Origin of the sequence: Natrialba hulunbeirensis JCM 10989 (assembly GCF_000337575.1) — an archaeon.
GTDB classification, from domain to species: Archaea; Halobacteriota; Halobacteria; order Halobacteriales; family Natrialbaceae; genus Natrialba; species Natrialba hulunbeirensis.
In genome coordinates this window covers 1-11,620 of sequence record NZ_AOIM01000036.1, presented here as the reverse complement: position 1 = coordinate 11,620, position 11,620 = coordinate 1, and the positions used below count along the sequence as shown (strand labels likewise).

Genomic DNA, 11,620 nt, shown 5'->3' with positions numbered 1-11,620 from the left:
GAACCCGCAGGCAAAACGACTCGAGTACGAGCTGCCGGCGGGCACCGCAGTTCGACGCTACTCGAGTGCAGCCCGATCACAACACAGACACGCTCGGACAGAACACAACTCACGACACGATCGCAACTGACGCAGTCCACCAGTGGTGCCACCTCCTGGTCGAGTGCCGGCACCGATAGCTGTCCGTATCTGACATCCGAATAACTTTACAGTGGTAACAACTTCGGCAGAATCTTTTGCAGCGTTTGGAATCATCGAAGCTATTTTGTAACTTGCCCACGAGCATCCCATATGGCTTTCAGTCTATCCGACGAACACGAGGCGATTCGCGACGCCGTTCGTGAGTTCGGTGAGAACGAAATCAAGCCGGTCGCAGAGGAGTACGACCGCGAGGGGAAGTACCCAATCGAACTGCGCAAGAAGGCCGCAGAGTACGACTTCGTCGCCCCGGGCATCCCGATCGAGTACGGCGGTGCCGGCATGGACAAGATCTCGAGTACGATCGTCACCGAAGAGCTCTGGCGAGCGGACCCCGGTATCGGCTCGGCCGTCGGCTCCGCCGGCTTCGGGACGAACATGATCGTCGAGTTCGGTGACGAGTGGATGAAAGAGGAGTGGCTGCCGAAGGTCGCAAACGGCGAGACGGCCTCCTGTTCGATGATCTCCGAGCCCGCACACGGCTCGAACGTCGCCGGCATTGAGACTATTGCTGAGGAGGACGGCGACGGCTACGTCCTGAACGGGAACAAGATGTGGATCACGAACGGCACCGTCGCCGACGTTGGCGTCCTGATGGCCAAGACCAGCCCGGACGAGGGCCACCGCGGGATCACCGCCTTCCTCGTCGAGATGGACACCGACGGCGTCTCGACCGAGAAGATCGACAACAAGCTCGGCATCCGCGCTTCGGACCTCGCAGAGGTCGTCATCGACGACGTGCGCGTCCCCGAAGAGAACGTCATTGGCGAGGTCGACAAAGGCTTTTACCAGCTGATGGAGTTCTTCGCCGCCGGCCGTACGAGCGTCGCCTCCCAGGCGGTCGGTGCCGCACAGGGTGCACTCGACGCCGCGATCGATTACGCTGGCGAGCGCGAACAGTTCGGCCAGAAGATCAAGGAGTTCCAGGCCATCGAGCACAAGCTCGCCGAGATGGCGACTCGTGTCGAGGCCGCCCGCTCGCTGACCTACCGCGCCGCAACCGAGGTCGAGCAGAACAACCAGGACGTCGCCGCGCAGTTCTCGAGTATGGCGAAGCTGTTTGCCAGCGAGATCGCGGTCGAGGTCGCCGACGAGGGCATCCAGGTCCACGGTGGCTCGGGTTACGTCACGGACTACCCAGCAGAGCGGTACTACCGTGACGCCCGTATTACGAAGATCTACGAGGGAACCTCGGAGATTCAGAAGAACATCATCGCGGATCAGTTGCTGTAAGCGCCGTTCGAGACGTTATTTTTCGCCGGGCACGCGGAACTCGACCGCAGCCCCCTGTCCGTAGCCGACGCACATCGTCGACAGACCGAGGCCACCGCCCTGTTTCCGAAGTTCGTGGATTAAGGTGACGGGAAGGCGAGCACCCGACGCGCCGAGCGGGTGACCGAGCGCGATTGCGCCGCCGTTGACGTTGAACACGTCGTCGTCGAAGCCGAGTTCGTTCTGGCAGTACAGCGTCTGGCTCGCGAAGGCCTCGTTGAGTTCGACGAGGTCGTAGTCGTCGGCCGAGCGGCCGTTTCGCTCCCAGATGCCCCGAACGGCTGGGACAGGCCCGATCCCCATCACTTCGGGATTGACGCCGGCGACTTCGTGGTCGCCGACTTCGGCCATGATCTCGAGTCCGTGCTCCTCGGCGAAGCCCCGACTCGTGAGCATGACGGCCGCCGCGCCGTCGGAGATCTGGGAGGCGTTGGCCGCAGTGACGGTACCGTCCTCCTCGAAGGCGGGCGGGAGCCCCGAAATCTTCTCCTGGGACGTACCAGGCCGGAGGCCCTCGTCTTCTTCGACGACCTGTTCGCCGGTGTCGATCGGGACGATTTCGTCGTCGAAGCGGCCCTCGTCGGTTGCCTCGCAGGCGCGCTGCTGGCTGCGCGCACCGTAGGCGTCCTGCTCCTCGCGGCTGATGTCGTATCGATCGGCGACGGTTTCGGCGGTCTGGCCCATCTGGAGGTCCGCCGCGTCGTACTGCTCGGCGATGCCGTCGTAGGAGCCGATTCCCTTCCGGCGCTCGGTGCGGCTCATGTTCTCGACGCCGCCGGCGATGATGACCTCACGCTGGCCCGCACGGATGGCGTCGCTCGCGCTCATGATCGCCTCCGCGGAGGAGGCACAGAGCCGGTCGATAGTGGTCCCCGGCACGTCCTCACCGAGTTCGGAGCAGAGCGCGATCACGCGGGCGATGTTGTTGCTCTGCTCGTCGACCTGCTTCGCACAGCCCCATCGAATGTCGTCGACGTCTGTGCCCGTGAGCCCGGTGCGCTCGAGCATCGTATCGACCAGCGGGACGGAGAGCTCCTCGCTACCGGTTTCGGCGAAGACGCCGCCGTGTTTTCCCTGTGGAGTCCTGACTGCTTGCACGACTACTGGCTGGGTATCGCTCATCGGTTGTCACGGTGTTTCAGGGGGAGGGGTAAAATCGCTCCGTTCTCCGCAGGCGTGACGACGTTACTGCGTCTCATCTCCGACTCACTGCGTTACGTCCTATTACTCACCGAACACGGTCGGGCCACTCAGAGTGTGCGAACAGGAACGCTTTTGATCGACTCCCGTGTGGGTTTCGACCATGCAAGTCACGGTACTCGGAGCCGGTAGTATGGGCCACGGAATCGCACAGGTGTCCGCGATGGCGGGCTACGATGTCGTCCTGCGAGACATCGAGGACGACCTCGTCGAGAAGGGACTCGAGGGCATTCGCAAGAACCTCCAGGGTGGCGTCGACCGGGACAAACTCACCGCAGACGAGATGGACGCCACACTCGAGCGCATCGAGGGCATGACCGACCTCGCCGACGCCGTCGTCGACGCCGACCTCGTCATCGAGGCCGTCCCCGAGGACATGGACCTGAAGAAGGACGTCCTCTCCGACGTGGAGGCCGAAACCGGCGAGGAGACGGTGATTGCGTCGAACACCTCCTCGCTCTCTGTGACCGAGATGGCGAGCGCACTCGAGTCCCCCGAGCGCGTCGTCGGGCTGCACTTCTTCAACCCGCCGCACCTGATGGACCTGGTCGAGATCGTGATCGCGGAGCAGACCGACGACCGGACCGAGGAGCTCGCGGTCGAGTACGTTCGCGAGATCGAGAAGGAGGACGTCGTGGTCCGCGACAGCGCTGGCTTCGCGACCTCGCGACTCGGCCTCGTGACGGGACTCGAGGCGATCCGGATGGTCGAGGAAGGCGTCGCCAGCCCGGCGGACATCGACGAGGCGATGAAACTCGGCTACGGCTACCCGATGGGGCCGATCGAACTCGGCGACCACGTCGGCCTCGACGTGCGCCTGCACATCGCCGAACACCTCCGCGAGGAACTCGGCGAACGGTTCAAGCCACCGCAGGCGCTGCGTCGGAAGGTTCGCGCGGGCAACCTCGGCAAGAAGTCCGGCGAGGGCTTCTACGTCTGGGAGGACGGCGAGCGCGTCGGCATGAGCGGTGAGTGGGGTGCAGACGAATGAGCGAGGATGCAAGCGGACTGGCTGCAGTCGGCAAGGAACTCGAGTTGGTCTCCGTCTCAGTCGGCGAGCACGCCGAGAAGGTCGCGACGATCGCAATCGAGCGTCCCGACGCGCGGAACGCGCTCAACGGCCAGGTTCGCACGGAGCTGAAGGAGGCCGTCGCGGCCGCCGAGGACGACGATGCCGTGCGCGTGCTCGTGCTCACCGGCGGTGAGGGCTCTGGCGCGTTCGTCGCCGGCGCGGACGTGACGGAGTTCAAAGACCGCAGCCTCGTCGAGCAGCGCGAGGCCAGCGAGCGCCCGCGGGTCTACGAGACCGTCGACGATGCGTCGATTCCCGTCATCGCACGGATCAACGGCCACGCGCTCGGCGGTGGTTGTGAACTCGCACAGGCCTGTGACGTCCGCATCGCTTCCGAGGGCTCGAAACTCGGCCAGCCCGAGATCAACCTCGGCCTCATTCCGGGCGGCGGCGGCACCCAGCGCCTCGCCCGCCTCGTCGGCGAGGGCCAGGCGATGCGGCTGATCCTCTCGGGCGAACTGATCGACGCCCAAGAAGCCCACGAGATCGGCCTCGTCGACGAGGTCTACGACGCGGACGACCTGGACGAGGGCGTCTACGACCTCGCCGAATCGATGGCAGCCAAGAGTCCGATCGCACTCGAGTTCGCCAAGGACGCGGTGAAGGCTGGCTCCCGCATGGGACTTGAAGAGGGGCTCGACTACGAGTCCGAACTGTTCGTCCAGCTGTTCGCGACGAAAGACAAGGACGAGGGAATCGAGGCGTTCCTCGAGAAGCGCGAGCCGGAGTTCACCGGCGAGTAAGCAACGCGCCGTCGTTTTGCCGTACCGTCCTCTTCCTGACATTTCTACCAATAGCTAGGTATCCATACAGTCTGGGACAAGAAGTGGCTACAGATACATACCACAGTGAAACGTGTCTAAGAGCGACCAAAGTCCCGTTCTGTTGGCCATTGGCATCTCCAGATGATCGAACAGAGATGTGATTCGAAAGCATTCTATCTTTCCTTTTTGAACACCATATCCTGCGTTCCCGGGGATCACTCGCCAAGTATTCCCTGTATGATTTGTTAAGAGAGAAGGCATGAGTAGATTCTGATAAGTCGACTCATTATCATGATGGGAAAGCAGTCACTCCTGGTACGGTATCTTTCCGCAAAGGACGATCATTTATGCCGCCGCCGGGCAAGGGTCAGGTATGTCTCTGGAGCCGAGTGTCGACCCGGCCGCCGACCGACGTGCGACCTACGACTATCAGAGTTCGGACGTCGATCGGCCTGCACTGGTCGACGACCTCACGCGGCTCGTCGACTGCGACGTCCGTGCCGATTCTTACTCTCGCCAGCTCTACGCGACCGACGCGAGCGCCTACGAGGTGACACCCATCGCCGTCGCCTTCCCCGAATCGACTGCCGACGTTTCGGGGATACTCGAGTACTGCGCCGAACGCGAGATTCCGGTCTTGCCGCGCGGGGGCGGAACGAGTCTCGCGGGCCAGACGGTCAACCGGGCCGTTGTCCTCGATTTCACCCGCCACATGAACGCGATTCGGGAGATCGACCTCGACGGGGAGACGGCGACCGTCCAGCCCGGGACGGTGCTCGGGACGCTGAACGAGACGCTCGCCGAACACGATCTCAAGTTCGCGCCGGACCCGGCCTGGGGCGACAAGAGCGCCATCGGCGGCGCGATCGGGAACAACTCGACTGGCTCGCACTCGCTCAAGTACGGAAAGACGGACGCCTACATCGAGGCCTGCGAGGTCGTCCTCGCGGACGGGACCGTCACCGAGTTCGGTGAGGTCACTCGCGAGGAACTCGACGAGCGGGCGGATCCCGAGGGAGACCTCGAGGCGCGACTCTACGCCGAGGTGGCGCACATTCTGGACGAGAAGGCGGACCTCGTCGAGGACGCCTACCCGGAACTCAAGCGCAACGTCTCGGGCTACAACCTGGACCGTCTCGTCGCGGAGGACCGCGGGGCGGATCTCCCTGGCGGCGAGACCGCAGGCGACACCGGCGAGCCCGGCTCCGTCAATCTCGCGCGGCTGCTCGCGGGCAGCGAGGGCACGCTCGCGGTCGTCACCGAGGCGACGGTCTCGCTCGAGCCAGTACCGGAAACGAAGGCGGTCTCGCTGCTCTGCTATCCCGACCTCCACCAGGCGATGGAGGACGTCGCGCCGATCCTCGAACACAGCCCGGCCGCCGTCGAGGTGTTGGACGACGTGCTGCTCGATCTCGCGCGCGATACGGCCGAGTTCGGCCCCGTCGCCGAGATGCTTCCCGAGGGCACGAACGCCGTGCTCCTCGTCGAGTTCTACGCCGAGGATACGGACCACGGGCGCGAGCAGGTCGCCGGCCTGTTCGCCGACCGCTGTCCCGACGCAACCGCCGAGGGTGAGCCGGCCGCAGACGCCCCCACGACGGACGCCAACCGACACGCGATCGACGCGTTCGAGGCCTACGAGAAGGCAGAGCGTGCGAAGCTTTGGAAGCTCCGCAAGTCCGGACTCCCAATTTTGCTCTCGCGGACGACCGACGAAAAGCACATCTCGTTCATCGAGGATACCGCCATCCCGCCCGCGAAGCTCCCCGAATTCGTCGAACGCTTCGAGGCCATCCTCGAGGATCACGACACCTACGCCAGCTTCTACGCCCACGCCGGCCCCGGCGTGCTCCACGTCCGGCCGCTGCTCAACACGAAGACCGAGTTCGGTCTCGACCAACTCCACGGCATCGCGGACGACGTGACGGACCTCGTCGTCGAACTGGGCGGGTCCGTGTCGGGCGAGCACGGCGACGGCCGCGCGCGCACCCAGTGGAACCGCAAGCTCTACGGCGAGGAGCTCTGGGAAACCTTCCAGGACCTGAAGACGGCGTTCGACCCCGACTGGATCCTCAACCCTGGGCAGGTCGTCTTCCGCGAGGAGAACCCGACCGACCTGCGCGAGAATCTCCGGTTCGATCCCGACTACGACTTCGAGGCCGACTTCGAGCCCGCACTCGAGTGGCAAAATGACAATGGCATGCAGGGCATGGTCGAGCTCTGTCACGGCTGTGGCGGCTGTCGCGGCGAGCAGGAGACGACCGGCGGCGTGATGTGTCCGACCTATCGGGCGAGCCAGGAGGAGATCACGGCCACGCGCGGCCGGGCGAACGCGCTGCGGCAGGCGATGAGCGGCGGGATGGATGCCGACGAGGCGACGTCGGACGAGTTCGTCGAGGAGGTGATGGACCTCTGTATCGGCTGCAAGGGCTGTGCGATCGACTGTCCGAGCGAGGTCGATATGGCGAAGCTCAAAGCCGAGGTGACCCACGAGTACCACCAGCGGAACGGGGCAAGTCTTCGGGATCGACTCTTCGCGAACGTCGCGACGCTCTCACGATGGGGGTCGCGGCTCGCGCCGCTCTCGAACGCCATGGCGTCGATTCCCGGCGCACGCACGCTCCTCGAGGCGACCGTCGGCATCGATTCGAAGCGCCCGATTCCGACGTTCGAACCGGTCACGTTCCGCACCTGGTTCCAGGAACGCGGCGGCGCGCACGTCCCCGAAGCCGAGGCCGAACACAAGGCGGTCGTCTACCCCGACACGTACACTAACTACAGCAATCCCGCGGCCGGGAAGGCCGCCGTCCGCGTCCTCGAAGCTGCGGGTGTCCACGTGACCGTTCCCGACGAACTCGACGACACGGGCCGGCCGGCGTTCTCGAAGGGCTTCCTCGAGAAGGCCCGAAAGACAGCCCGCGAAAACGTCGCGACTCTCTCGCCGCTCGTCGCGGACGGCTGGGACGTCGTCGTCATCGAGCCCTCCGACGCGGTCATGTTCCAGTCGGACTATCTCGACTTGCTCTCGAGTGAGTCCGCGAAGCGACTCGCCGGGGCGACCTACGGTGTCTGTGAGTATCTCGACGTGTTCCGGCTGGACGATGCAATCGATTTCGACGAGAGCGAGGCCGCCCAGTCACTCACCTACCACGGCCACTGTCACCAGAAGGCGACCAAGAAGGACCACCACGCCGTCGGCGTCCTTCGGCGCGCCGGGTACACCGTCGACCCGCTCGACTCCGGCTGCTGTGGGATGGCCGGCAGTTTCGGCTACGAGGCCGAACACGCCTCGATGAGCGACGCTATCGCGGGTATCCTGTTCGACCAGGTCGACGACAGCGACGGCGAGCGCGTCGTCGCCCCCGGTGCCTCCTGTCGCAGCCAACTCGAGGGGCGCTCGAGTACAGACGAAAAGCCGCCGACGCCGATCGAACTGGTTGCGACGACAATCGAGAACTGATCAGATCGCGTCACCTGAGAACGTGTTTTTCCCCAATAATTATCGCTGATCAGACTGAACGGAGACGTATGCGCTCCACGCTCTCGCCGAGAGCGAGACAGGCAGTCTCCGCTACTGGCGGTACTCTCGGTGCCGTCAGTGCCGCCAGCATCATAGCTCTCGGCGGCTGGTCGCTGGTGCTCATCGCCGTCATCTGGTTCGTCGCGGTGAGTTACAGTGCCGTCTGGCTTGCACGAACGCTCGGCCGTGAGAGCGGTCAATTCAACGCAGAACAGGCCGCACAGGCACAACAGGCACGCCAAGAACAGGAACATCGGGAGGCACGAAGCGCCACGCATCCGGAGAACGAGAAATTTGGCTGAGGCGTAGTTCGACGTTGCGATTAGACGGTGGCTGTCCAACGCTGTGACAGTGGCTGCTTAGTCATCGGCCGAACTGACGATTTCGTCGTACCGTGCACCCGTCTGCTTCAGCGTCTCCGTCGAATACAGTCGATCGTGGTCGACTGGTAGGTAGTCTGTCGCCAGTTCGTCGATCTTCTCGTCGACGGCGTCGGAATCTCTGCCGTGGATCATCGTGAACAGGTTGTACGACCAGTCCTGTTCGGGTCGGCGCGGGCGGTGGTAACACAGCGTCACGTACGGCAGCCCGCCTGCGCGCTCACCCCACTCGTCGAGTTTCTCGTCCGGCACGTCCCAGACGACCATACAGTTCGCATCAAAGCCGGTCACGACGTGGTTGATGATGCAGCCGATTCGCTTGATGCAACCGTTTCCGTACAGCCGGTCGATTGCATCCAGGACAGCCTCGACATCTGCATCGAGTTCGTCGGCCACGTCTCGGTACGGCGTCGCCGACAGCGGGAACCCGTCCTGAATTTCGAGCAGGAGGTCGGACTCGAGTACCGACAGTGAACTGGTTGCGGATTCGCTGATCCGGGTCGCCGACGCGTCGGTCTGTGCGGTGAGTGACTCGCGGGCGAAGCGGTCGGTGTTGACGACGGGGAACTCGAGGTCGATGTAGTAGTCGGTGAGCATCGGGAGGGTGAGCACTGTACACCCAGTTTTCTCCTCGATTTCGGTGAGGATTGCGTCGCGTGTGGCCTGCGAGCCGGCGGTGACGACGAACCACATGTTCCACTCGTGATCGCGGGCGTAGTTGTGGTTGACCTGCCGGTAGTCGTTGATCGTCGCCGCAACCTCGTCGAACCGGTCCTCGGGGGCTTTGACTGCTGCGAGCGTCGAGGAGCCGATCACTGGCGGGTTGAGCACGGCACCGAACCGGCGGACGATGCCGGCGTCCATGAGGGCCCGAACGCGGTCGACGGCGTCGTCCGCCTCGATTCCGAGATTACCTGCGACTCGTTGGAACGGCCGTTCCTCGATCGGGAAACCGCTCTGGTAGCCGTCGATCAGCGCTGCGTCGACGTCGTCGATGGCGTCGCGCCAGGTCCCCGCCGATGTGGTCATTGGCGAATCTAGGGAAACGGGTACTGTATCGCTTTCGGGTCCGTGGCGGCTCGCACAACGGCTTGTTCCATGGCCACGTTCGGCGCATACTATAGGTGGTGTTTTACCTGTTGGGCGATTGACTTCGAATAATGTCGCGTGGAATCGGCGAGTTCAACCAGATTCAGGAACAGATTCCCGAGTGGGCTGCCGTCATCATCGCCTTGCTCACCCAGCTCGGTGACATCTGGTTTCTGGCGCTCGTGCTCACCGTCGCGTACTGGATTGGTGTTCCGAACCGCGACGATATCGGTGCCGTTGCGGGCGTCTGGCTGGCCGGAATGGGGCTCTACAAGGGCCTGAAGGAAATCTTTGGCTTCCCGCGGCCGGACGAGCCACTACTCGATCCGGAGTTGCTTCCGGTCGGCGTCCAGCAACTCTACGAAGCGACGGCGTTCGCATCCGGCTACGGTTTTCCAAGCGGTCACGCTGTCAACACGACGATCGTCTTCTTCGGCCTGGCGCACGTGCTCACCGTGAGTACGCGCCGCCGTCGATTTGCCGTTGCAGCCGGCCTGGTCGCGACCGTCGCCTTCTCTCGCGTCGCACTCGGCGTGCACTATCTCGTCGATGTCGTCGTCGGGTTCGCCGTCGGTGCACTCTTGCTCCTCTCCGTCCAGGCGCTTTCGAACCGCCTCACCGATCGAACAACGGTCGCGTTTGCTGCCGCGATCGTCTTCGGCGGGTTCTTCGTCGTGACGAGCGACGTGGCGATGGAATCGGTCTTCATCCTCGCGGCCTCGCTTGGCGCGTTCGCCGGCTGGCAGTTGATCGTGCTCGGCCGCCGCCTCGTCGCCGTCGATTTGCCCTCGCAGGCAGCCCGTCCGGTCGCGCTCCACGGGGGACTGGCAGCACTCACACTCGCGCCGCTCGTTGGGACGTTCGAACTGTTCCCGGTGCTTTCGGTGTACGTTGCAGGTGGGCTCGCCGGACTTGCCACCGCACTCGTCGTCACCATCCCCGTACTCCGTCACTCTCCGCACGCGCGCCGGGCTGGCGTGTCGCTTGCGTTCTGGCTCCGGGCGGCGCTAGCCGGCCTCAGATATCTCCTTTCGCCGCGCACCTGGCGACGTGCCCTCTCGGCGCTCAGCGAGTGCGCCGAACGCGTTCGCAACCGCGTTCGAAACGAGTGATCAGGTCAGCAATCCTGATGAATCCTTTATGCTCCTTATCGTGGCCAGCCACTCGTGATGGGACGAGAATCGACACGGCGGCACGTGTTACAGCTCACTGGAACGGCGGTTACGGCTGGGTTCGTCGCGAGCGGGGCGAGCGCGCAGTCAGACGAGAACAACGAGACTGACGAGACTGACGAGACCGACGAGACCGACGAGACCGACGAAACCAACGGCAACGGCACCGACGGCGTCGACGACGACTACAGCCCGCTGGACGACGACGAAATCGACGACTCGTGGCCGATCGAGGACCGAGACGACGCGATGGTCGTCGACGAAGACGAGGGCGAGGTCGACACCGACAACGACGTCGTCATCGCCGAAGACGTCGAACTCGACGGCGACCTCTCCACTGAGGGCTCGGTCGTCCTCGAGCGAGACGCCGAAGTCGACGGCCACGTCGATGCGGGCGAACACGTTCTTCTCGAGGAGGACGCCGAGGTCGACGATGGTATCGAGGCTGGCGAGCACGTCGCGCTCGAACACGACGCGAGCGTCGACGGTGACGTCGAAGCTGGCGGCGACGTGCTATTGCAGGAGGACGCGGAAGTGGATGGCAGCATCGACGCCGATGGCGACGTGGTACTCGAAGAGGACGCTGAAGTTGACGGAGATGTCACCGGCCAGCTGGTCGATCTCGCGGACACAGCAGAGGTCGACGGCGATACTGAGGAGACGGGCTGACGCGGTCCAACGAACCGACGAGAACGGCGCTGACTCCAACCTACCGATGGTGTTCGGCAGGAGTCCGCCGCCGGAAACGGGAGGCTTTTGCGCCGTCCGTCCCAAGTCGTTCGCATGGCTCAGGCATCCCAGGAGTTCGGTGAGTGGCCGCTCAAACGGCTGATGACGGAGGTCGTCGGCTCGGGACACAAGTCCGCCGACGACATGACCCGCGAGCAGGCACGAGAGGCGTTCCAGCGCATTCTCGCGGCCGAACCCGACGAGACCTGTCTCTTATACACATC

9 protein-coding genes and 1 pseudogene are annotated in these 11,620 nt (G+C 64.0%); 8 read left to right on the top strand and 2 right to left on the bottom strand.

From position 1 onward, the window contains the following. Positions 1–291 precede the first annotated feature (291 nt). Positions 292–1,431, top strand: a complete 1,140-nt coding sequence (locus C483_RS12910) for an acyl-CoA dehydrogenase family protein (RefSeq protein ID WP_006653800.1) — start codon at positions 292–294, stop codon at positions 1,429–1,431. Positions 1,432–1,446: 15 nt separating this feature from the next. Here the strand turns inward: C483_RS12910 and C483_RS12905 are convergent, their stop codons facing one another. Then, on the bottom strand, positions 1,447–2,592 hold the full coding sequence (locus C483_RS12905) for a thiolase family protein (protein WP_006653799.1): 1,146 nt from the start codon (positions 2,590–2,592) through the stop codon (positions 1,447–1,449). 181 nt (positions 2,593–2,773) lie between these two features. On the opposite strand from C483_RS12905, the gene C483_RS12900 reads away from it, so the two are divergent. From C483_RS12900 to C483_RS12885, 4 genes are all read left to right on the top strand, one after another. Next, positions 2,774–3,661 carry a 3-hydroxyacyl-CoA dehydrogenase family protein gene (locus C483_RS12900; protein WP_006653798.1) on the top strand — a complete coding sequence of 296 codons (888 nt, stop codon included), beginning with the start codon at positions 2,774–2,776 and terminating at the stop codon, positions 3,659–3,661. Beyond that, positions 3,658–4,485, top strand: a complete 828-nt coding sequence (locus C483_RS12895) for an enoyl-CoA hydratase/isomerase family protein (RefSeq protein ID WP_006653797.1) — start codon at positions 3,658–3,660, stop codon at positions 4,483–4,485. Before C483_RS12900 ends, C483_RS12895 begins: the two co-directional genes overlap by 4 nt. 394 nt (positions 4,486–4,879) lie before the next feature. Further along, positions 4,880–7,966, top strand: coding sequence for an FAD-binding and (Fe-S)-binding domain-containing protein (locus C483_RS12890; protein WP_006653796.1), 3,087 nt, complete (start codon positions 4,880–4,882; stop codon positions 7,964–7,966). A 68-nt stretch (positions 7,967–8,034) separates the two neighbouring features. Continuing rightward, complete coding sequence (locus tag C483_RS12885) at positions 8,035–8,328, top strand: hypothetical protein (RefSeq protein ID WP_006653795.1); 294 nt, start codon at positions 8,035–8,037, stop codon at positions 8,326–8,328. Between the two features lie 57 nt (positions 8,329–8,385). Here C483_RS12885 and ahbB read toward each other — a convergent pair whose 3' ends face one another. Continuing rightward, positions 8,386–9,435 (bottom strand): siroheme decarboxylase subunit beta, encoded by a 1,050-nt coding sequence (ahbB, locus tag C483_RS12880; RefSeq protein WP_006653794.1) that lies wholly within the window; start codon positions 9,433–9,435, stop codon positions 8,386–8,388. 131 nt (positions 9,436–9,566) lie between these two features. Between ahbB and C483_RS12875 the strand changes: the two genes are divergently transcribed. The 3 genes and pseudogenes from C483_RS12875 to C483_RS20025 all read left to right on the top strand — a co-directional run. Continuing rightward, the gene (locus C483_RS12875) at positions 9,567–10,607 is read left to right on the top strand and encodes a phosphatase PAP2 family protein (protein ID WP_006653793.1); all 1,041 of its coding nucleotides are present in this window, start codon (positions 9,567–9,569) and stop codon (positions 10,605–10,607) included. A 57-nt stretch (positions 10,608–10,664) separates the two neighbouring features. Next, positions 10,665–11,336 (top strand): bactofilin family protein, encoded by a 672-nt coding sequence (locus tag C483_RS12870; protein ID WP_049912688.1) that lies wholly within the window; start codon positions 10,665–10,667, stop codon positions 11,334–11,336. Between the two features lie 114 nt (positions 11,337–11,450). Continuing rightward, positions 11,451–11,620 (top strand): annotated as a pseudogene (locus tag C483_RS20025) (anthranilate phosphoribosyltransferase); the annotation flags it as partial.

What these genes read in the sequence shown, in the direction of transcription:
- C483_RS12910 (WP_006653800.1), top strand. Translation starts at nt 292, where the DNA reads ATGGCTTTCAGTCTATCCGACGAACACGAGGCGATTCGCGACGCCGTT.
- C483_RS12890 (WP_006653796.1), top strand. Translation starts at nt 4,880, where the DNA reads ATGTCTCTGGAGCCGAGTGTCGACCCGGCCGCCGACCGACGTGCGACC.
- C483_RS12870 (WP_049912688.1), top strand. Translation starts at nt 10,665, where the DNA reads ATGGGACGAGAATCGACACGGCGGCACGTGTTACAGCTCACTGGAACG.
- ahbB (WP_006653794.1), bottom strand. Translation starts at nt 9,435, where the DNA reads ATGACCACATCGGCGGGGACCTGGCGCGACGCCATCGACGACGTCGAC.
- C483_RS12905 (WP_006653799.1), bottom strand. Translation starts at nt 2,592, where the DNA reads ATGAGCGATACCCAGCCAGTAGTCGTGCAAGCAGTCAGGACTCCACAG.
- C483_RS12875 (WP_006653793.1), top strand. Translation starts at nt 9,567, where the DNA reads ATGTCGCGTGGAATCGGCGAGTTCAACCAGATTCAGGAACAGATTCCC.
- C483_RS12895 (WP_006653797.1), top strand. Translation starts at nt 3,658, where the DNA reads ATGAGCGAGGATGCAAGCGGACTGGCTGCAGTCGGCAAGGAACTCGAG.
- C483_RS12885 (WP_006653795.1), top strand. Translation starts at nt 8,035, where the DNA reads ATGCGCTCCACGCTCTCGCCGAGAGCGAGACAGGCAGTCTCCGCTACT.
- C483_RS12900 (WP_006653798.1), top strand. Translation starts at nt 2,774, where the DNA reads ATGCAAGTCACGGTACTCGGAGCCGGTAGTATGGGCCACGGAATCGCA.